General features: G+C 56.5%; 20 protein-coding genes. 9 read left to right on the forward strand and 11 right to left on the reverse strand.

The window, feature by feature from the left end:
- Positions 1-158 precede the first annotated feature (158 nt).
- Entirely contained in the window at positions 159-1292 is a 1134-nt protein-coding gene (locus tag FJD38_RS07780) for a sensor histidine kinase (protein ID WP_146384747.1), read from the forward strand.
- Between the two features lie 76 nt (positions 1293-1368).
- Here FJD38_RS07780 and FJD38_RS07785 read toward each other — a convergent pair whose 3' ends face one another.
- Positions 1369-1686 (reverse strand): chaperone modulator CbpM, encoded by a 318-nt coding sequence (locus FJD38_RS07785; RefSeq protein WP_122785036.1) that lies wholly within the window; start codon positions 1684-1686, stop codon positions 1369-1371.
- Positions 1687-1688: 2 nt separating this feature from the next.
- Entirely contained in the window at positions 1689-2600 is a 912-nt protein-coding gene (cbpA, locus tag FJD38_RS07790) for a curved DNA-binding protein (RefSeq protein WP_122785037.1), read from the reverse strand.
- A gap of 278 nt (positions 2601-2878) precedes the next feature.
- Between cbpA and FJD38_RS07795 the strand changes: the two genes are divergently transcribed.
- Positions 2879-4144, forward strand: a complete 1266-nt coding sequence (locus FJD38_RS07795) for an Hsp70 family protein (RefSeq protein WP_122785385.1) — start codon at positions 2879-2881, stop codon at positions 4142-4144.
- Positions 4145-4331: 187 nt separating this feature from the next.
- Here the strand turns inward: FJD38_RS07795 and FJD38_RS07800 are convergent, their stop codons facing one another.
- Positions 4332-5342 carry an AI-2E family transporter gene (locus tag FJD38_RS07800; RefSeq protein ID WP_122785038.1) on the reverse strand — a complete coding sequence of 337 codons (1011 nt, stop codon included), beginning with the start codon at positions 5340-5342 and terminating at the stop codon, positions 4332-4334.
- A gap of 107 nt (positions 5343-5449) precedes the next feature.
- Positions 5450-5731 (reverse strand): PsiF family protein, encoded by a 282-nt coding sequence (locus tag FJD38_RS07805; RefSeq protein ID WP_122785039.1) that lies wholly within the window; start codon positions 5729-5731, stop codon positions 5450-5452.
- A gap of 169 nt (positions 5732-5900) precedes the next feature.
- On the opposite strand from FJD38_RS07805, the gene FJD38_RS07810 reads away from it, so the two are divergent.
- Entirely contained in the window at positions 5901-6431 is a 531-nt protein-coding gene (locus FJD38_RS07810) for a ferritin-like domain-containing protein (RefSeq protein ID WP_122785040.1), read from the forward strand.
- A gap of 185 nt (positions 6432-6616) precedes the next feature.
- On the opposite strand, the gene FJD38_RS07815 is transcribed toward FJD38_RS07810, so the two are convergent.
- A complete protein-coding gene (locus tag FJD38_RS07815; RefSeq protein WP_122785041.1) occupies positions 6617-8683 on the reverse strand; it encodes an AsmA family protein in 2067 nt (688 codons plus the stop codon).
- A gap of 255 nt (positions 8684-8938) precedes the next feature.
- On the opposite strand from FJD38_RS07815, the gene FJD38_RS07820 reads away from it, so the two are divergent.
- The 6 genes from FJD38_RS07820 (at position 8939) to FJD38_RS07845 (ending at position 13199) form a co-directional block, all read left to right on the forward strand.
- The gene (locus FJD38_RS07820; RefSeq protein WP_122785042.1) at positions 8939-9211 is read left to right on the forward strand and encodes a hypothetical protein; all 273 of its coding nucleotides are present in this window, start codon (positions 8939-8941) and stop codon (positions 9209-9211) included.
- A gap of 106 nt (positions 9212-9317) precedes the next feature.
- Positions 9318-9950, forward strand: a complete 633-nt coding sequence (locus FJD38_RS07825; protein WP_122785043.1) for a TetR family transcriptional regulator — start codon at positions 9318-9320, stop codon at positions 9948-9950.
- A 162-nt stretch (positions 9951-10112) separates the two neighbouring features.
- Positions 10113-10613: an urease accessory protein UreE gene (gene ureE / locus FJD38_RS07830; protein WP_122785044.1), complete on the forward strand. Its 501-nt coding sequence runs from the start codon at positions 10113-10115 to the stop codon at positions 10611-10613.
- The gene (locus tag FJD38_RS07835) at positions 10610-11284 is read left to right on the forward strand and encodes an urease accessory protein UreF (protein ID WP_122785045.1); all 675 of its coding nucleotides are present in this window, start codon (positions 10610-10612) and stop codon (positions 11282-11284) included. The genes ureE and FJD38_RS07835 overlap by 4 nt, the downstream gene beginning before the upstream one ends.
- Positions 11285-11293: 9 nt before the next feature.
- Positions 11294-11902 carry an urease accessory protein UreG gene (ureG, locus tag FJD38_RS07840; protein WP_122785046.1) on the forward strand — a complete coding sequence of 203 codons (609 nt, stop codon included), beginning with the start codon at positions 11294-11296 and terminating at the stop codon, positions 11900-11902.
- A 163-nt stretch (positions 11903-12065) separates the two neighbouring features.
- Positions 12066-13199, forward strand: coding sequence for an AGE family epimerase/isomerase (locus tag FJD38_RS07845; protein ID WP_146384749.1), 1134 nt, complete (start codon positions 12066-12068; stop codon positions 13197-13199).
- A 125-nt stretch (positions 13200-13324) separates the two neighbouring features.
- Here FJD38_RS07845 and FJD38_RS07850 read toward each other — a convergent pair whose 3' ends face one another.
- The 6 genes from FJD38_RS07850 to FJD38_RS07880 form a co-directional block, all read right to left on the reverse strand.
- Positions 13325-14230, reverse strand: coding sequence for a cation diffusion facilitator family transporter (locus FJD38_RS07850; protein ID WP_122785048.1), 906 nt, complete (start codon positions 14228-14230; stop codon positions 13325-13327).
- Between the two features lie 69 nt (positions 14231-14299).
- Positions 14300-15067: an SDR family oxidoreductase gene (locus FJD38_RS07855; protein WP_122785386.1), complete on the reverse strand. Its 768-nt coding sequence runs from the start codon at positions 15065-15067 to the stop codon at positions 14300-14302.
- 708 nt (positions 15068-15775) lie between these two features.
- Complete coding sequence (locus tag FJD38_RS07865; protein WP_146384751.1) at positions 15776-16492, reverse strand: ABC transporter ATP-binding protein; 717 nt, start codon at positions 16490-16492, stop codon at positions 15776-15778.
- Positions 16489-17382 (reverse strand): ABC transporter ATP-binding protein, encoded by an 894-nt coding sequence (locus FJD38_RS07870; RefSeq protein ID WP_122785050.1) that lies wholly within the window; start codon positions 17380-17382, stop codon positions 16489-16491. Before FJD38_RS07870 ends, FJD38_RS07865 begins: the two co-directional genes overlap by 4 nt.
- Positions 17379-18662, reverse strand: a complete 1284-nt coding sequence (gene livM / locus FJD38_RS07875) for a high-affinity branched-chain amino acid ABC transporter permease LivM (protein ID WP_122785051.1) — start codon at positions 18660-18662, stop codon at positions 17379-17381. Before livM ends, FJD38_RS07870 begins: the two co-directional genes overlap by 4 nt.
- Before the next feature lie 2 nt (positions 18663-18664).
- The gene (locus FJD38_RS07880) at positions 18665-19579 is read right to left on the reverse strand and encodes an ABC transporter permease subunit (protein WP_122785052.1); all 915 of its coding nucleotides are present in this window, start codon (positions 19577-19579) and stop codon (positions 18665-18667) included.
- Positions 19580-19617: the final 38 nt, after the last annotated feature.

A 19617-nucleotide genomic window follows, 5' to 3' on the forward strand; every position in this document is an offset into this window, starting at 1 on the left:
ATGAAGGCATCAGGTTATCGAGGAGGTGAATCACTCAAGAGGTATCTATATATCCCGTGTCCGCCTGGCATCAGATCCGTGGCGGTATTGCAAAGCTACATTAACGGCTAAGATACGCCACCCGCTTTATATCAACTCTTTTACCCAGGAAATTGGCTATGCGCCTGTCAGAATTCATCGTGCAAAACGTTGATCGCATCGTCGATGAGTGGGAGCAATTCGCCGCAACGATCGCACCCGCTGCCGAAAAAATGGACAGCATCGAGTTACGCGACCATGCCAAAGCTATTTTGATTGCGGCCTCTCGCGACATGGACACCGCGCAAACGGCCAGCGAGCAGCAGGCCAAGGCTGAGGGTGAAAACCTGGAGAAAACCCCAAGCCTGGACCGCGCCTCTGCCAATCATGGTGAGCTGCGCCATGCAGTCGGTTTTGATCTGGTGCAGATGACCTCGGAGTTCCGCCATTTGCGCGCCTGCGTGATTCGCCTGTGGGTAAATAGCGTCGACAGCCCCGCCCATACTCACCTGCAAGACATGATTCGCTTCAACGAGGCGATTGATGAAGCGTTGGCCGAGTCCACAGCGGCCTATGCCGAACAGGTCAATCGCTCGCGGGACATCTTCCTGGCCATTTTGGGACACGATCTGCGTGCGCCCTTGCAGGCAGTGAGCATGTCTACCGAGATGCTGGAACGTAAGGCCACACTGGACACACATGCGCTGGCGTATGTGTTGGCCATCAAAAACGGCACTCGCCACATGGGGTCAATGGTCAGTGACCTGCTGGAGTTCGTGCGCAGCCGGCTTGGCAGCAAGATGCCAATCGAGACCGTACCCATGGATCTGTCGCAGGCGTGTCAGATAGCGCTGGAAGAAGCCACTGCCGGACAACCTCACTGCGCCGTTACTTTGCATGTTGAGGGGGACGTCGTAGGGCAATGGGACCCGCGTCGTATGGGTCAGTTGCTGCAAAACCTTATCGGCAACGCACTGCAACATGGAGCCCGCAAGGGAGAAGTGAAGCTGAGTTTGAACGGCACGGCACATGACGTGACCCTGCGCGTTCACAATGTGGGCCTGCCCATCGCCCAAGATGCATTGGCGACATTGTTCGACCCACTGGTGCGCAGTCCCAGCGAAGACATCGAGCAACCGGGTACCTCGACCAGCCTGGGGTTGGGATTATTTATCATCAAAGAAGTGGTTGATGCTCACGGCGGCAAGATCGATGTCACGTCCACCGCCACCGATGGCACGACCTTTACCGTGGTGTTGCCGAAAAGGCCTTGATACGTGTAGTCGCTGCTGCAAGCTGGGGGCTGTTGTGAGTGGCTAACAGCTCGCAGCCTGCGGCAGCGACTCCAGGTCAGTCACGCGTGGCGTTGCCTACAAACCGCCCCAGTCGTTGCTTGAGACGCTGGTTCTCGGCGCGTAACTGCTGCACCTCCTCGATCAGGTCCAGCGCAAGGGCGACGCCTTCCCATTCAAGCTCCAGGTCTTTATGCAGCTTGGCCGCACGTTTTGCGATGAGCAGCTCATAGTCTTCAAAACGCCACGCATCCGGAGCGTGGCCCTGAGGTTCGATAATTCCGTGTTCGACAATCTCTATCACGTAAGTGGCCGGGATATTGGCCTCTTCGCAGAACCTTTCCATGTCCAGCTGAACGATCAGGGTGTTGCTCATGATCAGTTACTCCATTGGGCTCTCGGATCAAATGCCGCTTTGTCGGCGAGTTCTTGCCACAAGGCTTTGGTGGCCTCGTCGCTTTCTTTGGGCATGACCACTTTCAATTGGGCATACAAATCACCGCGCTGGCCTTTCTTGTCTACCAGGCCATGACCCTTGATGCGCAAACGATGACCTGTCTGGCTGTCAGGGCGCACGGTCATCATCACTTTGCTGGTCAGAGTCGGCACAGGCACTTTGGTACCTAGCGCGGCTTCCCACGGTGCGACCGGCACTGTGATGATCAAATCGTGACCTTCCACATCAAACTTCGGATGCGGCGCGAAACGAATGATCAGGTATAGATCACCATTGGCTGCGCCGCCTGCACCCGGTCCGCCCTGGCCTTTGAGACGGATGCGTTCACCATCTGTAACACCGGCCGGAATCTTCACGTTCAGGGTTTTGCTGACACCGCCAATCTGGAAGCTGATCGGCTTCGACTCACCCGACAGGGTTTCTTCAAGGAAAATCGGCAATTCCATTTCAACATCCTGACCGCGTCGTCCTGCACTACGGCCAGACTGGCCACCAAAACCGCCTCCGCGCGATCCGAAGATCGAGCTGAAAAAGTCTGAAAAATCGCCAGCGTCTTCGAAGCCACTGCTGGAGTGCCCCTGCCAACCAGGCGGGCCCTGAAATGGCTGACCATGTTGGCCATATTTGCGAATTTCGTCGTACTCAGCCCGTTTTTCGGGGCTTTTCAACGCTTCATACGCCTCGTTGACGTCCTTGAACTTCTCTTCGGCGTCTTTTTCTTTGCTCACATCAGGGTGGTATTTGCGTGCGAGCTTGCGATAGGCGGTCTTGATCGCCTTGTCGTCCGCCGTGGGCTCGACACCCAGGATCTTGTAATAGTCTTTGAAGTCCATGTAAGGATCACCATCCGTTATCAAAAACGCGCCGCTCAGCGCCCAGAATGCTCGGTTTGACTGGTCTGTACATTGACCGACCTCAACCCTGTGACCGTGCAGCGCTGCGAAAATGTTCGATAGCCCTGAAGCTACCACGCCAATGTCTGGAAGTTTGGGGACAAAGGATAGTCTTTCAAGAGGATTAAAACCTGCGAATTAGCGAATGTTCGCACTTCGGTTCTGTGAGCGTCTGACATACACTGCGCGGCCGTTTTTTTAACCGGAACATGATCGACATGAAAAGCGCCACTCCAGCACGTGCCTGCGGCATCGACTTTGGCACGTCCAACTCCACCGTCGGCTGGCTCCGTCCAGGCGTGGAAACCCTTATCGCGCTGGAAGACGACAAGATCACCCTGCCCTCCGTGGTGTTCTTCAACATTGAAGAGCGTCGCCCGGTGTATGGCCGTCTGGCGCTGCATGAGTACCTGGAAGGCTACGAAGGCCGCCTGATGCGCTCGCTCAAGAGCTTGTTGGGCTCCAAGCTGATCAAACACGACACCAGCGTTCTGGGCACGGCCATGCCGTTCAAGGACCTGTTGGGCCTGTTTATCGGCCAGTTGAAACAACGCGCCGAAGCCACCGCCGGTCGTGATTTCGAAGAAGTCGTATTGGGCCGCCCGGTATTTTTCGTCGATGACGATCCTCTGGCCGACCAGGAAGCCGAAAACACCCTGACCGACGTGGCCCGTGCCATCGGTTTCAAGGAAGTGTCCTTCCAGTACGAACCGATTGCCGCCGCTTTCGACTATGAGTCGACCATCGAGCGTGAAGAGCTGGTACTGATTGTCGACATCGGCGGTGGTACGTCCGACTTCTCGCTGGTACGCCTGTCTCCTGAGCGTCGCGGCATGGACAACCGTCAGGACGACATCCTCGCCACCGGCGGCGTGCACGTTGGTGGTACCGACTTCGACAAACAACTCAGCCTGCAAGGCGTGATGCCGCTGTTTGGCTACGGCAGCCGCATGAAAAGCGGTGCTTACATGCCCACCAGCCACCATATGAACCTGGCGACATGGCACACCATCAACTCGGTGTACTCGCAAAAATCCCAGTTGGCACTGGGCAGCATGCGCTACGACATCGAAGACACCAGCGGGATCGACCGCCTGTTCAAGTTGATCGAACAGCGTGCCGGTCACTGGTTGGCGATGGAAATTGAAGAAACCAAAATCGAACTGACCCACAACGACAACCGCCATTTACCGCTGGATCGGGTAGAGGCCGGGTTGAGCGTTGATTTGAGCCGTGTGATGTTTGAAGCCGCCATCGACAACCAACTGGAGCGCATCCGTAACAGCGTGACCCAGTTGCTGAGCAGCGCCGGTGTGGGTGTCGAGCAAGTCGACACCGTGTTCTTCACCGGGGGTTCGAGCGGTATTCCGGCGTTGCGCCAGAGCGTGTCGGCCATGCTGCCAAACGCCCGCCATGTTGAAGGCAACATCTTCGGCAGCATTGGTAGCGGCTTGGCGATTGAAGCTAAAAAGCGTTACGGCTAAAAACCCCTCACCCCAGCCCTCTCCCAAAGGGAGAGGGAGCTCGATTTGTGTGTGTGTTACAAATCTGCTTTTAGCCTTAAGTCCCCCCCCCTCAGGGAGAGGGCGCTCGATTTGTGTGTGTTGCAAATCTGCTTTTAGCCTTTAGTCCCCTCTCCCTCCGGGAGAGGGCTAGGGTGAGGGCAAGGCGTTACACCAACTCCAACTGCTTCAACTCACTCTTCAAATACGCGTAGTAGATCGGCCCAGCCACCACGCCCGGCAGGCCGAAGGCTGCTTCGAATACCAGCATCGCCAACAGCAATTCCCACGATTTGGCACTGATCTGGCCGCCAACGATTTTGGCGTTCAGGAAGTACTCCAGCTTGTGGATAACAATCAGATACCCCAATGCCGCCACCGCCACCCAGATCGACAACGACAAGCCGACGATGGTGATCAGGGTGTTGGAAATCAGGTTGCCGATCACAGGCAGCAACCCCAGCAAAAAGGTCAACATGATCAGCGTCTTGGTCAGCGGCAAGTGCACACCGAACAGCGGGAGCACCACGGCCAGGAAAATTCCGGTGAACACGGTGTTGAGCAAGGCGATCTTGATCTGCGCAAACACAATATTGCGGAACGCTTGCACCAACAGGTGAAGGCGATCAAACATCGCGGCCGCCAGCGGCTTGCGTCGACTGATATCAGGGATGCGCTGCAACGCAATGATGGCTCCCAGCACCATGCCGATCAGCAACGTCACAAACATGTGCGCCGCATCTTTGCCGACCAGTTGCAAGTCACTCAGATGCTTATTGGCCCATGCCCCAATGGCGATACGGAACTCGGCGGCACTGGCCGGCAAATAGCTGTCCAGAAACGGCGGCAGTTGCCCCCGCGCCCGGTCGACCACGGCCATGAACTTGTTCAGTGAGGCCCCCGGGTTTTCTGCCTCATGCAGTAAAAAGCTGATCGCTCCCGCAAAGATCAACGCCAACACGCTGACCACCAGTGTGCCCAGCAGGGCCACAGCCAACCAGCGCGCCCGGCGCCCGGCAATCAGGCGCTGGAGTTGCGGCGTGAGCATGTTGACCAGCTCGTAAACCAGCAAACCGGCCAGCAAGCTGGGCAATAGCCTTAATGGAAAAACCAGCAATAAGCCGATAGCAATAATGATGTAACTGGCCAACAGGATGTGACGCTGGGAAAACGATGGCATACAGCCTCAAAACGGGCAGCGCGAAAGGATGGGCAGTCTGCCAGCCTTCGTCCGGCAGCACTACACAATGTGACGGTTGGCGAGCAGCCCCCCGCAGCCACTCACGGTTATTTTTTCTTCAGGCACTCACTCATGAACGTTTTACGTGCATCACCTTTGAGCGCCTGAGTGGTGGCAGTGGCATTGCAGGTTTTCATTCTTTCTTGCGGCGTGCTCGGCTTGGCTTTCAGGCAGGCACTCATAAACGCTTTGCGCTCATCGCCCTTGAGGGTTTTAGCGCTGGCGTCAGCGTTGCACGAAGTCATTTTGTTTTGTTGGGAGGTGTCGGCAAAACTGTGGGAGCACAGCACCAAACCCATCAGCAGAAAAGGAACACGCAACATCTTCATGGAGTTTTCTCCTTAGGGCCGCACCGAATGGCCGCGGACTTAACAGCAGTGTAGACAAACTCTGTTACTTGCCACTTCGATAAAACTTTCTGCTCGCGCTGAACTCACACCCTATGAACCGACGTTGCCTACAGAGCGATGCGGCAACCTGATGAGTGAGGAGATTGAAATGACCGACATAAAGCTGTCCGATAAACAAACCCTGCGCGATCGTGCCCGCAAGAACGTCGAAGAAGGTGCCGTGACCCCTGGCTACAGCGCTGACCGCGAAGAAATCATTCGCTTGCTTAACGAGTCGCTGGCTACCGAGTGGGTGTGCGTGCTGCGTTACAAGCGTCATTACTTCATGGCAGACGGAATCAAAGCCCACGTGGCGGCGCAAGAGTTTTTGGAACACGCCAATCAGGAAATGGAGCATGCCGACAAGCTGGCTGAGCGCATCGTGCAATTGGGCGGCGAGCCGGAATTCAATCCTGACCTGCTCTCCAAAAACTCCCATGCACAGTACGTAGCGGGCAAGAACTTGAAAGAAATGGTGTATGAAGACCTGGTCGCCGAACGCATTGCGGTCGACAGCTACCGCGAAATCATCCAGTACATCGGCGACAAAGACCCCACCACGCGTCGCATCTTCGAAGAAATCCTGGCTCAAGAAGAAGAGCATGCTGACGACATGGCTGATCTGTTGAAAGGTCTATAAACGCCACCCTCACCCTAACCCTCTCCCAGAGGGAGAGGGGACAGGCTTGTGGTGTAGTGAATATCTGCTTTTGCCTTTAACCCCCTCTCCCCTTGGGAGATGGGGTTAATTTTTGCCGTCACGCAGCTCTGCCTTTGCCTTTTAGCCCCCTCTCCCTCCGGGAGAGGGCTGGGGTGAGGGGCGGCTTACTTCACCGTCTTCGGCACTTTACCCTGCTGCATTTGCTGCAACAGTGGCGCGCACTGGTTAGGCTCCCCGCCACTCGGCGCAATCAACGCCAACAAACCCGCCGCAGGCCCGGCTATCACACCCAACGCCACCATCCCCGCACCACGCAACAGCAAAGGCACCGCTTGGACGCCAGCGGACGGGTTGCCGAATGTGCCGCGCACATACAACGGCGAGCGCAGCGAAAACACCCTGAACCCCTTCGATTCAGGTGTGATCTTCAGGTCCAATTGCTCTGTCGCAAAGTTGGCTGTGCCATCGATGTAAATAATCGCGTTCTCTGTATCGAACACAAACAACTGGGTAGTTGCCAGGCCGTCCTTGATGCCGAAATCCGCGGCTGCGCAGTTGATCTTCACGTCTTCGTCACCAAAGATCTTGCCCACCACGTAGTTGCCCACGTTCAACCCGGCGATTTCCATCAGGCTGCGGCTGATGGCACCGTCGTTGATGATCATCTTCAAGCCACCATTGGCCGTGCCCAGCAATTTGGCCACTGAGTTGCCGCGCCCAGAAAGATGAGCATCGCCATTGAGCTCGCCAAAGCTGGTTTTCATCGGTTCAAACGTCGGGAACAACTGCTTGAGCTTGAAGTTACGCGCTGTCAGCTTGGCCCGCCCTTCAAGCGGAGTACTGCGGCCATTGAGGCGGATTTGCGCATCCAGCTTGCCACCCGCCACGCCGAAACGAAGGGGCTCAAGGCTCAACTCACCGTTGTTCAGCACTACATGGGTGAAAAGATCGGTAAACGGCAAGTCGGCACTCTGCACGATACGCTTGCCGGTAAACTCCACATCGGCGTCCATGTCGCGCCAGCGCTCAGTGCGGAACTCCTCGACAGGTAACACTTTGCCCGCAGGCTGTTTGCTCGCTCCGCCTCGGGCTTTTTGCTCTGCGTTGCTATCGGCGCCAATCAGCGGAGCCAAGTCAGCCATCAACAACTGGTTGGACACCAACTTGCCGGACAGCTTTGGCCGTGGCTGGCTGGCCGCGTATTTCAGGTCACCATGAATATCGCTGCTGCCAATCTTGCCGTTGAAGTTTTCATAGGTGAACACGGCACCACCCGGTTCATGCAGCTTGGCGATCAGATGACCATCAGTGGAATAAGGTGGCGAATCGGGCAAGGTCACACCCGTCAGCGGATAAAGGTTGCTCAGGCTGCTACCTGCGAGCTTGAGGCGTAAGTCCAGAGCGCCCAGATTGAGCGGGTCAGTCAGCGTACCGGCCAAGGCCACCTTGGTGTCCGCAATGCTGACCTGCGCTTGCAGCGGGAACGGTCTGGACGCGTCCTGTAACGCCAGCAAACCGCCAATTTTGCCAGTGCCATTGAGTTTCTGGCCGTGGTATTCGCCGCTCACCTTTAAGGCAAAGGCATAGTCTTGCGGCACCGCACCCTGTTCCTGAGCTTTTTTCGCTTCCTTTTCGCCGACGATGTCACTAAACGGGATCGGCTTGCCCAGAGGATCGATGACCACATCCAACCGAGCCTTCAAGGTTTGATCGTTTAAGGTCACGTGGCCTTTATCGAAGCCAATCGCCCCAATATCCACCGTCCAGTCTGAAGGTTTGGCATCGGGATCTTTAGGGTCGAAGGTAAAGGTCCAGTTGGCCCTTCCATCAGCCAACCGTTCAAGGTTGGCACTGGGCTCCGTCAGGTCGATGCGCGGGATGGCCACGGTCTCGGTCAATAACGCCAGCGGTGACACGCGTGCCTCAACTTTCTTGAGGCTGGCCATTTGCGGGTTTTTCGACCACTCGGGATTGCCCAGGGTGATGTCCTCAGCGATCACATGGGGCCACGGCACCCACGCCCGCCAGCCTCCCTCACCCTCTTCGCGCTGCCAGCGCACGGCCAGGTTGCCATTGATGGCAAAGGGGCGATGGAGAATGTCGGACACTTTGGTGTTGATGGTGGGCTTGATACGGTTCCAGTCGAAGGTCGCCAGGATCACCACCAGCACGGCCACCAACAGGAAGAAAATACCGACAACCCAAGCAAGGGTTTTACGGGTGCGCGTCATATCACGACTCCTTTCATACAACTGAACGTCCTTATTAAGACGCTATTAAGGTACGACTGACAAACCGGGCTCAAGGTTTAACCCGAGCTTAACTTTCGTAAAAAAACTTCCAAAAGCGGCGCAGTAGAGCGGTTGAGCCTGGACAATCAATTTTGTTGATTATCACCATTGGCCGTATGAACTTTGATCTTGAGGAGGCAAGCGTAGCATTGGCACCCTACCTACTTGATTGAACTGCTACGGAGTACCCTCATCATGAAACGCCCAGTATTGTTTGGCCTGAGCCTGTCACTGCTTGCTTTTAACGCCTTTGCCATGCCAGCCGAAGACGAACCCACTCCCATGGTACAGCCTGCCTCCAGCACCTTGAGCCAGCCTCTGAACCCAATTGCCGAAGACGGCGCCCAACGCACGCTGGATCAGCAAAACCGTGTCGCCGAAGATGGCTACGACCGCACCAAAGGCAGCACATTTGTGGCTGAGGGCGGCGCTGATCGTCTTGCTGAAAGAAATCAACGTGCGAGTTAATACCGACGCCAGCGGCCACAAGGCTTATTGAGCAACACAGCGTTCGACGTCATCAAAGCCGATTTGCTAGAGTGCGCCGCTGTACTTGTCTGGAATACCAGCCCCGATGCTGCCCCGCGCCGAACAGAAGCAACAAACCCGCCTTGCACTGATGGACGCTGCCCGCCACTTGATGGAATCGGGACGCGGCTTTGGCAGCCTGAGCCTGCGTGAAGTCGCCAAAACGGCTGGCATTGTACCCACCGGTTTTTATCGCCATTTCAGCGACATGGACCAGCTGGGCCTGGCACTGGTCAGCGAGGTCGGTCAGACCTTTCGCGAAACCATTCGCCTGGTGCGCCACAACGAGCTGTTCATGGGCGGAGTGATCAACGCCTCGGTGCGTATTTTTCTCGATGTGGTTGAAGCCAACCGCTCTCAGTTTCTGTTTCTGGCCCGCGAGCAATACGGTGGCTCACAGCCAGTTCGCCAGGCCATTGGCGCCCTGCGCGAAGACATTACGCTGGATTTGGCCACTGACTTGGGCTCAAAACCCAAATTGCGGCATCTGAATCATGCTGGCCTGACCGTGATTGCCGATCTGGTGGTTAAAAGTGTGTTCGCGGCCCTGCCCGATGTCATCGACCCGACCGGTGAGACGTTGCCCGATTACTTGCAGCCTCAGGCCAAAATCAGTCAGCAACTGCGGTTTATCTTTATCGGGCTCAAACATTGGCAAGGTCTAGGAAGCACCGAATAACCCCACGGCGCACCTTGCTGGTGCGCGAGCGCGCTAATCGCGCACCAGTTTTGACCTTGTCGCACCCTTCTGAGGCTTTTTCCCTACACATTTACGGCACACCACCGGGTTGGCGCGGCCTTTGCTCTGTTCAAGGCATTGTCATTCGCAGGAAGCCTTCCGATGTTGGTGATTCATCGCAGAGTCCAACCCCACCCCGTGTGGAGCGCCGAGTTACACCTGCACTTCGAGGCCCGCAGTAAAAGCCGCCTGCGCTGTTTCAGCAGCGACGGCGAAGATGTCGGCCTGTTTCTTGAGCGCGGTCAATCGCCTTTGCAAGACGGCGAATTTCTTCAAGCTCAGGACGGGCGTATCGTGCGCGTTTGCGCCAGCCCCGAAAAACTGCTGCACGTCACGTGCCGCAATGCCTTTGAACTGACACGCGCCGCTTATCACCTGGGCAACCGCCATGTCGCGTTGCAAGTGGGGGATGGTTGGCTGCGCTTGCTTGATGACTATGTGCTCAAGGCCATGCTTGATCAGTTGGGCGCCCACACCGAAACCATCGACGCCCCGTTTCAACCGGAGCATGGCGCGTATGGCGGCGGCCATCATCATTCAAGAGCCGGTGAAGAAGACTTCAACTATGCGCCGCGCCTGCACCAGTTTGGTGTGCGTTTGTGAATCCGGCCTGGGCGCTGCTGCGATTGGCCAGTCCCCAGTTGCCGATTGGCGGTTATAGCTATTCCCAAGGGCTGGAAATGGCCGTCGACAATGGCCGAGTAGTCGACCCGGTTACGGCCAGCCGCTGGATCAGCGATCAATTGCTGCTCAATCTGGCGCGCTTTGAAGCGCCACTGTTGCTTGCGCATTGCCAGGCAGCGGCGGACGAGGACTGGGAGCGCTTGCAGCGCGTTTGCGACGAACACCGTGCCAGCCGCGAAACCCGGGAGCTGCATCAGGAAAGTCGACAAATGGGCTATTCCTTGCAGCAACTGCTCACGGGACTGCCCGAACTGGACGACCCCGCCCGACTGTTTCTCAACCAACAATGCGAGCCACATCTGGCCCTCGGTTGGGCCTTGGCGGCGCGCGCTTGGGGTATCAACCCACAAGATGCACTGGCAGCCTGGCTGTGGAGCTGGCTGGAAAACCAATTGGCAGTGCTGATGAAAACCTTGCCACTGGGCCAACAAGCAGCCCAGCGCATGACCAGCGAGCTGTCACCCGCATTGCAGCTGGCTCAACAACACGCCAGCCGTCTCGATATGACCCACATGGGCAGCGCCGCATTTGGCCTGTCATTGGCGAGCATGGCCCATGAGCGCCAGTACAGCCGTCTGTTTCGTTCCTAGGAGAATGTCATGAACACACAACCTTTACGCGTCGGCATCGGCGGCCCGGTAGGCTCCGGCAAAACGGCCCTGACCCTGGCCCTGTGTCTGGCCTTGCGCGACAAGTACAACCTGGCCGTCGTAACGAACGATATCTACACCCGTGAAGATGCTGATTTTCTGGTGCGCAACGAGGCGCTCGCACCAGAGCGCATCATCGGCGTAGAAACCGGCGGCTGCCCACACACCGCCATTCGTGAAGATGCGTCAATCAACCTTGAAGCGGTTGACCAACTGAATCGGCGTTTTCCAGGTCTGGATCTAATCTTGGTGGAATCGGGTGGGGATAACTTGTCCGCAACCTTTAGCCCGGAGCTGTCGGACCTGACCATTTACGTGATTGACGTGTCGGCCGGCGACAAGCTGCCGCGCAAGGGTGGGCCGGGAATCTGTAAATCGGATTTGCTGGTCATCAACAAGATTGACCTGGCGCCGCTGGTCGGTGCTTCGCTTGAGCTAATGGACAGCGACACGAAACGCATGCGCGGTGAAAAACCCTTTGTGTTCAGCAATCAAAAAACCGGTCACGGGCTGGAGACCATCGTGGCGTTTATTGAGCGTCAGGGTTTGTTGGTTTGATTGCGAACCTGTAGCCGCTGCCGCAGGCTGCGATAGGGCCCAGAGACCGTCACTTTTATTTAAAAGCAGGGTCGCTGCGCAACCCGTCGCAGCCTGCGGCAGCGGCTACAAGTTTTGCGTGTATCATGTTGCGCAAACGCCCCAGCCGTGACGACGCCCGCCAATGCCCGATGTAGCCAGCACCACCTTTGCGCCTGAATTGACCGCCACCTTTGCGGCCGTGCAACAGCATTTCCGTCAGGTCATTGTGCCGCTCTGGCAAGGCCCCGGCTGGAATGCCGAACTGGCATTACCCTACGAGGCGCTCAGCCCCGAGCATCGGCCGCTGCCGCCCCAGCGCTATCGGGCTATGGCCTGCGCCCGTCAGCTCTATGTGTTTTCCAGCCTCATCGGCGACCCGGCCTTCCCCGCCGCTGCCGAGCGCGCGGCCGATTTGTTTCGCTCGCTGCAACGCCACTTTCACGACGCCGAGCACGGTGGCTGGTTCTACAGCATCGATCCTCAAGGGGCGCCGCTCGATACACGCAAAGACCTCTACACCCACGCCTTCATCATCTTCGCCTGCGCCCATTACTGGGCCAAGGTAGACGACTCGATTGTGGCGTCAGCCCTCAATGCCGCGTTACAAGTGGTTGCAGAGCGGTTCAGTGACGGCAAGGGCTTGTACGAAGCCAACCTTAATCAGGATTGGACCTCGCTGAACACCGGGCCGCTGCAAAACCCGCTGATGCACTTGGCCGAAGCCTTTCTTGCCACCTTGTCAGTGCGTGAGGATGAAATCGTGAAGGCCGCTTTGTTGGCACTGGCCGACGGTATGCAGCAGCGCTTTATTGAGCCTGTGCATAACGTGATGCTCGAAAAACCGTGTGGGGCTGTGGATAACTGGTTTGAGCCGGGGCATCAGTTCGAGTGGCTGTATTTACTGGAATCGTCGCCATTGCTGTGTTCAGGGGCTTTGCACGCGTCTCTGGATCGTGCGTTCGACTTTGCCGAGCAGGTAGGTGTCGATCTTGAAAGCGGCGCTGTGTGCGGGATGCTGGCGCCCGATGGCACGCTGCGCGATGGCACGCAACGCATCTGGGCTCAAGCCGAGTATTTGCGCGCCCTCACGTTGCGGCCGGACAACCTGACGCGTTTGCAACGTCAGTTGCAGGCGTTGCAGCAGCAGTTTTTGCATGCTGGGGGCTGGTACGAGTGCCGAGATGCCGAGGGTAACGTCAGCCGCGAAGACATGCCGTCGACTACGCCTTATCACTTGGCGACGTGTTACAGCGGCTTGGCGCAGTTTTTCGGTTGAGGCAAAACCCTCACCCCAACCCTCTCCCAGAGGGAGAGGGAGCTGATTTGTGCCGTTACACCTATCTGCTTTTGCTTTAGTCCCCTCTCCCTCCGGGAGAGGGCTAGGGTGAGGGGCTTACCGTCTCAGGTGATCCACTTGCGATCCCCGGTAAAGCTGATGGTCAGCCAGCGGGCACTGTCCCCCGGCCCCAACAGCGCGGAAATCTCTTCGCGCAGCGCATCCAGGGTGTTGATGCTGGTCAGGGCATAACCCCTTGGCAACACAATGTGGATTTCGATAAACCTCGCCCGCCCATGCTTCTGCACATAGGTTTTGTAACCCTCGAACCCGTGGCGCGCTGACATTTCTTCCAGCACTTCACGCACCTTGTCATCGAGCCTGTCCGGGGCAATGCCCAGCACGTCACGCAAGGCCGGCTTAAGGATTTTGAACGCTGGTGCCAACATGCTCAGCGCCAGCAAGATCAGAATCGCAGGGTCAACGTACGCCGCCCACTGTGCATAACCTTGCTGTTTCAATACCAGGGCCGTGACAAAACTTATCAACAGGCCCACCGACAACATGGCGTCCACCAGCCAACTGATGTTGTCGAACTGGATCAGAGTTGATTTGAGCTTGATGTTTTTGCGCCGTACCCAGAAGTAGTAGCCAAATTCGATCACGGTAAACACCGCCGCGTAGGCGATGACTAACCCCAGTTCAATATCACGTCCGCCATTGAGGATGCCGAACACACCATTGAGAAAGGCATAGATCGCAATCAATAACAGGAAGCTGCCTTCGATCAACAGCACCATCGGCTCAAGGTGCCAGAAGCCGAACTGAAAACGCTGATTGCTTTCTTTGGCGATCAATTGCGCCGTAATCAACATCAGCACTTTGATAAAGGTCGCGATCAGCGAGAAGAACCCATCAAACAGGATGGATTCTGACCCCGACATAAAACCCGTCACGATGCCGGCAACGGCCACCGCAAACATTAAAACAGTCGATTGCTTGAGCAATTTCTGCTCACCACGGTTACTCACACAAACTCCTTTCAACCCGGTTGAATGCGACCCCCTCAGGAGGCCGCGAGTGGGCTGCCAGGCGCGAGTTTACTCCTTGGCGTGACGTTCGATGGCAAAACCGCCCCAGGACTGGGTGACAGGCATCAGTTCAAGTCGGTTGATGTTGATATGCGCCGGGGTGTTGAGCACCCAGAAAATGGTCTCTGCAATATCTTGCGGCTGGATCGGCTCTGCCCCTTGATAGGTGGCATCGTAGCGCGCCTTGTCGCCGCCAAAACGCACCATCGAGAACTCGCTTTCACACAGACCCGGCTCAATGTTGCTGACCCGCACGCCCGTGCCCTGCAAGTCGCAACGCAGGTTCAGGGAAAACTGCTTAACGAACGCCTTGGTGCCGCCATACACATGGCTGCCCGGGTACGGATAGTTGCCGGCCACTGAACCCAAATTGATGATCCCGGCACCCCGGCCATAGGCAATCAGCCGTGGCAGCAACAGACGAGTCGTGAAAATCAAGCCTTTGATATTGGTGTCGACCATGGTTTCCCAGTCGTCCAGATCGCACTTGGGCGCAGGGTCAGTACCCAATGCCAGCCCGGCATTGTTGATCAGCCCACGCAATTTGCTGAACGAGGGTGGCAAATTCGCAATCGCAGCCTCCATCGCCGCCCGGTCGCGCACATCCAGCACCAGACCATGCACTTCGGTCTGTTTGGACAGTTCTTCACACAACGCCTTAAGACGCTCTTCGCGTCGCCCCGTCAGCACCAGTTTCCAGCCTGCCTGCGCAAACTTGCGTGCACACGCCTCTCCAAATCCGGAAGTCGCGCCCGTAATAAACAGGGTGGAAGTCATCGTGTTCTCCTTGGCTGGCGGGCTTTGGCCGCCGTTGAAATGGACACTGAGCAGCATGCCCCGACTGCGTTCCGGCAGCAACCCGGCCGCACTAAACGCCCCCGAACTGTACAAAAAACAACCAACATCTTCGAACCCACGTTCTATATAGGCTGGAGCACTGTGCACTCACCTTATCCACAGGCCCGTCCACAGTCTTTGGGGGCAACTCAACAGGCTGCAAGCTTCTGTTTACACGGGGTGCAGAGAATTTTACCGGGGTTATGACTTGACCTTGATACGACGAATATGCAGACGCCCCAAAAAGGTGCGGCCGTCCAACCCTTATGAGATAGCCAGAAGCCAGCAATTACACCGTCTAGCGCATTCTTTCCAGAGTTTAACCACAGACTTATCCACAGGCCCTGGGAACATTTATGACGGGCTATATAACTGAATAAACCTGTTGACAAATAATCCCGGCGGCTTGACATAAGACACTGTACAAAAAACAGCCACACCTCTGAACGCCACATAAATAAAGGCCTGCAGCCAACTACTCCCACGTTACCCACAGGCACCTCCACAGCAAACGGGGACAAGTCAAAACGATGACAAAACAGCAATTTACAGCGGCTTTATGTCGCGCTTTAGTAGGGTTGCAATATTGTTTTCCACAATTTCAGGCGCGAAAAAAAAGCCCCTCTGAAGGGGCTTGTCTACCTGTCGTTAATGCCCGCCCAAATAGGCGTTACGCACTTCATCATTGCTCAACAGTTCCTTACCGGTGCCGGTCAAGCGAATCTCGCCGTTGACCATCACGTAGGCACGGTCTGAAAGGCGCAAGGCATGGTTGGCATTTTGCTCAACCAGAAAAATCGTCATACCGGTTTTCGCCAACTCCCGCAGGGTGCCAAAGATCTGTTTCACCACAATCGGTGCCAAACCCAGACTGGGTTCATCGAGCAGTAACAACTTGGGCCGGCTCATCAATGCACGGGCGATGGCGAGCATTTGCTGCTCACCACCCGACATGGTCATGGCCCGCTGGGCACGCCGCTCTTTCAACCTGGGAAACAGCTCGAACATACGCTGCATGTCTTCAGCGGCGTATTTGTCGCCAATGGGGATGGTGCCCATCAACAGGTTTTCTTCAACGGTCATGTCCGGGAACACCCGGCGTCCTTCCGGCGATTGAGCAATACCGTGAGAGGCAATGTAATGCGAAGACTTCTGAGTGATGTCCACGCCCTGGTAGAGAATCTGCCCGCCGCTGGCACGAGGTTGGCCAAAGATCGACATCAGCAGCGTGGACTTACCCGCACCGTTGGAGCCGATCAGGCTCACCGTTTCGCCCTCTTCGATGTGCATCGAGACTTTTTTCAGGGCCTGAATCGGCCCGTAGTGAACGTCCAGTTCCTTGAGTTCGAGGATCTTGCCCGTCATATCAGCTCCTCTTCGTCTGCGCCCAGGTAGGCGGCGATCACTTTAGGGTCGTTGCGAATGGCGTCTGGTCCGCCCTCGGCGATCACGTTGCCGTGGTCGAGTACGACGATATGGTCAGAAATGCTCATGACCATGCCCATATCGTGCTCAATCAGCACAACGGTAATGTCATGCTCATCCCGCAACAGGCGAATCATCCCGCTCAGGGCTTCAGTTTCTTGTGGGTTGAGACCCGCAGCCGGTTCGTCCAGACAGATGATCTGCGGGCGCGTACACATGGCCCGCGCGATCTCAAGCCGCCGTTGCTGGCCGTAAGACAGTTCACCGGCCAGGCGGTTGGCACAGTCCACCAGGTCCACCACTTCCAGCCAGTAGAAGGCATGGTCGAGCGCATCGCTTTCGGCCTTGCGATAGCCTTTGGTGTTAAGAATGCCCGCCAGCATGTTGCGGTTGACCCACATGTGCTGCGCCACCAGCAGGTTTTCCAGCACCGACATTTCCTTGAACAGACGAATGTTCTGGAAAGTTCGCGCCAGCCCAGCCCGATTAACCAGATGCGTGCCGCCGAACATTTTGTAATACAGCCGGCTGGCAAAGGCTTTGGGCGAAATGAAGTCAGTCAGCCTGAACGGTTCCCCCAGCAACTTGATCACGTTGGTGCAGGCACCCCGGGCATTGACTTCAATCCTGCCGCCGCTGGCTTTGTAGAACCCGGTCAGGCAGTTGAAAACGGTGGTCTTACCGGCTCCGTTCGGGCCGATCAGGGCAAAGATCGAGTTACGTTTGACCTGAAGGCTTACATCACTGAGGGCCTTGATGCCTCCGAAGTGCATCATCAGTTTGTCAACGCGCAGTACGACCTCATCAGTGGTTTTGGCGAGTGTGGTCATGGCGCAACTCCTTTGCGTGGTTTAACCCCGACACGGCTAATGCGAATCAGGCCCCGCGGTCGCCAAATCATCATTAACACCATCAGCACACCAAACAGCAGCACCCGGTACTCGGCAAAGCTGCGCAGCAACTCTGGCGCAACGGTGAGCACAAAGGCCGCGATCACTACGCCCACCGTCGAGCCCATGCCGCCGAGCACAACGATCGCGAGGATCAACGCCGACTCGAAAAAGGTGAACGAGGACGGGTTGACGAAGCCTTGATAGCTGGCGAAAAACACACCTGCCAGTCCCGCTGTCGAGGCACCGAGGGTGAAGGCCGATAGCTTGACCAGCACGTGGTTCAAGCCCATCGAGCGGCAGGCAATTTCGTCTTCGCGCAGCGCTTCCCAGGCCCGGCCGATCGGCATGCGGGTCAACCGATGCTTGATGTAAAGCACCAGCAGCACCACCAGAAACAGCACGATGTAGATAAACAGGAATTTGATATTGGGGTTGTAGTCCAGGCCGAAGAACTCATGGAACGGCACGCCGCCTTCCTTGGCACGCCGACCAAACTCCAGGCCGAAGAACGTTGGTGAGGGCACAGGCATACCGTTAGGCCCACCGGTAAACGACAGCCAGTTGTTGAGCACCAGACGGATAATTTCGCCGAAACCCAGGGTCACGATGGCCAGGTAGTCGCCGTGCATTCGCAACACCGGAAACCCGAGAATGCACCCCGCCATCGCCGCCGCAATCGCCGCCAGTGGCAGCACCGACCAAAACCCCAGCCCCAGATATTGATAGCCCAAAGCCAGACCGTAGGCACCGATTGCATAGAACGCCACGTAGCCCAAGTCGAGCAAGCCGGCCAAACCGACCACGATGTTCAACCCAAGGCCCAGCAACACGTAGATCAGCCCCAGAATCACCACGGTCAAAATGTATTTGTTGGCAAAAAACGGAAAGACGATCGCAATCACGATCAACAACGGAATGATCCAGCGCAGCCGCGATTTGTAGTCTGGCGGCAGCACATGCACACCCGAGCCGCTGGACTCAAATCCTTGAAGAACTTTCAGCCCCTTGGGTGTCTGCAAAAACAGGCTTAAAAGGAAACGCCCCACCATCACAATCGCTACCAGCCAACCGACCCGTGCCGGTTGCAAGTTGAAGCTGTAACCGTCGAGCACCACCCCCACGATGGGCCCGAACAGAATCAAGGAGATCAACCCGGCAAGGATCGAATCGACAACGCTTTTTTTGATATCAACCGGTTTATTAATGGCTGCAGACATACTCACACCTTCGCCACAAGAGGACGACCCAGCAGGCCTTGGGGACGGAAAATCAGAATCAGCACCAGCAGTGAGAAACTGAACACGTCTTTGTAGTCAGAGTTGACCAGGCCGGCAAACAGCGACTCGGACACCCCCAGAATGATGCCGCCTAACATGGCGCCGGGCAGAGAACCGATGCCGCCCAGTACCGCGGCGGTGAAGGCTTTGATACCGATGATAAAACCCGCATAAAAATCGAAGGTGCCATAGTTCATGGTAATCAGCACACCGGCCAATGCCGCCATGGCAGCACCGATCACGAACACGTAGGAAATCACCCGGTCCGTGTTGATCCCGAGAATGGAGGCCATTTTGCGGTCTTGCTGCGTGGCGCGGCACATGCGGCCCAGCTTGGTGTTCTTAATGATGTAGGTCAGCAACCCCATGCCGACGAAGGCTGCAACCAGAATGAAGACTTTGGTGTAGGTCAGTTGCACAAAACCCGTACCAATATCGACGCGCCATGCGCCGCTGAGCAAGGTCGGAACGCCTTGCTGGCGTGAGCCTTGGGCAATTTGTACGTAGTTTTGCAAGATCAACGAAATACCGATGGCACTGATCAGCGGTGCCAGTCGGGTGGAGTTTCGCAGCGGTTTGTAGGCCACGCGCTCAATCACCCAGCCATATACGCCGGTGACCACAACCGTGAAAATCAAGGTGCCCAACATCAGCAGCGGGAAGGATTCGATACCGAAATATGCCAGCAGAGCCAGACTGATTGCCGCCAGATAAGCAGAAATCATGTACACCTCGCCATGGGCGAAGTTGATCATGCCAATGATGCCGTAGACCATTGTGTAGCCGATGGCGATCAGGCCGTAGACAGACCCGAGGGTCAGACCGTTCAGCAGTTGCTGCAGGAAGATACCGTCCATAACGCAATCTCACACAGGTGAGCCTTTGCGCAAACCCA

Source organism: Pseudomonas saxonica (assembly GCF_007858365.1).
Classification (GTDB): Bacteria; Pseudomonadota; Gammaproteobacteria; order Pseudomonadales; family Pseudomonadaceae; genus Aquipseudomonas; species Aquipseudomonas saxonica.

Bases quoted from the DNA above. Each gene is read 5' to 3' on its own strand.
- FJD38_RS07810 (WP_122785040.1), top strand. From the start codon at position 5,901: ATGACCGACATAAAGCTGTCCGATAAACAAACCCTGCGCGATCGTGCC.
- livM (WP_122785051.1), bottom strand. From the start codon at position 18,662: ATGTCTGCAGCCATTAATAAACCGGTTGATATCAAAAAAAGCGTTGTC.
- FJD38_RS07805 (WP_122785039.1), bottom strand. From the start codon at position 5,731: ATGAAGATGTTGCGTGTTCCTTTTCTGCTGATGGGTTTGGTGCTGTGC.
- FJD38_RS07820 (WP_122785042.1), top strand. From the start codon at position 8,939: ATGAAACGCCCAGTATTGTTTGGCCTGAGCCTGTCACTGCTTGCTTTT.
- FJD38_RS07780 (WP_146384747.1), top strand. From the start codon at position 159: ATGCGCCTGTCAGAATTCATCGTGCAAAACGTTGATCGCATCGTCGAT.
- FJD38_RS07815 (WP_122785041.1), bottom strand. From the start codon at position 8,683: ATGACGCGCACCCGTAAAACCCTTGCTTGGGTTGTCGGTATTTTCTTC.
- ureG (WP_122785046.1), top strand. From the start codon at position 11,294: ATGAACACACAACCTTTACGCGTCGGCATCGGCGGCCCGGTAGGCTCC.
- cbpA (WP_122785037.1), bottom strand. From the start codon at position 2,600: ATGGACTTCAAAGACTATTACAAGATCCTGGGTGTCGAGCCCACGGCG.
- FJD38_RS07825 (WP_122785043.1), top strand. From the start codon at position 9,318: ATGCTGCCCCGCGCCGAACAGAAGCAACAAACCCGCCTTGCACTGATG.
- FJD38_RS07785 (WP_122785036.1), bottom strand. From the start codon at position 1,686: ATGAGCAACACCCTGATCGTTCAGCTGGACATGGAAAGGTTCTGCGAA.
- FJD38_RS07800 (WP_122785038.1), bottom strand. From the start codon at position 5,342: ATGCCATCGTTTTCCCAGCGTCACATCCTGTTGGCCAGTTACATCATT.
- FJD38_RS07855 (WP_122785386.1), bottom strand. From the start codon at position 15,067: ATGACTTCCACCCTGTTTATTACGGGCGCGACTTCCGGATTTGGAGAG.
- FJD38_RS07880 (WP_122785052.1), bottom strand. From the start codon at position 19,579: ATGGACGGTATCTTCCTGCAGCAACTGCTGAACGGTCTGACCCTCGGG.
- FJD38_RS07865 (WP_146384751.1), bottom strand. From the start codon at position 16,492: ATGACGGGCAAGATCCTCGAACTCAAGGAACTGGACGTTCACTACGGG.
- ureE (WP_122785044.1), top strand. From the start codon at position 10,113: ATGTTGGTGATTCATCGCAGAGTCCAACCCCACCCCGTGTGGAGCGCC.
- FJD38_RS07845 (WP_146384749.1), top strand. From the start codon at position 12,066: ATGCCCGATGTAGCCAGCACCACCTTTGCGCCTGAATTGACCGCCACC.
- FJD38_RS07795 (WP_122785385.1), top strand. From the start codon at position 2,879: ATGAAAAGCGCCACTCCAGCACGTGCCTGCGGCATCGACTTTGGCACG.
- FJD38_RS07870 (WP_122785050.1), bottom strand. From the start codon at position 17,382: ATGACCACACTCGCCAAAACCACTGATGAGGTCGTACTGCGCGTTGAC.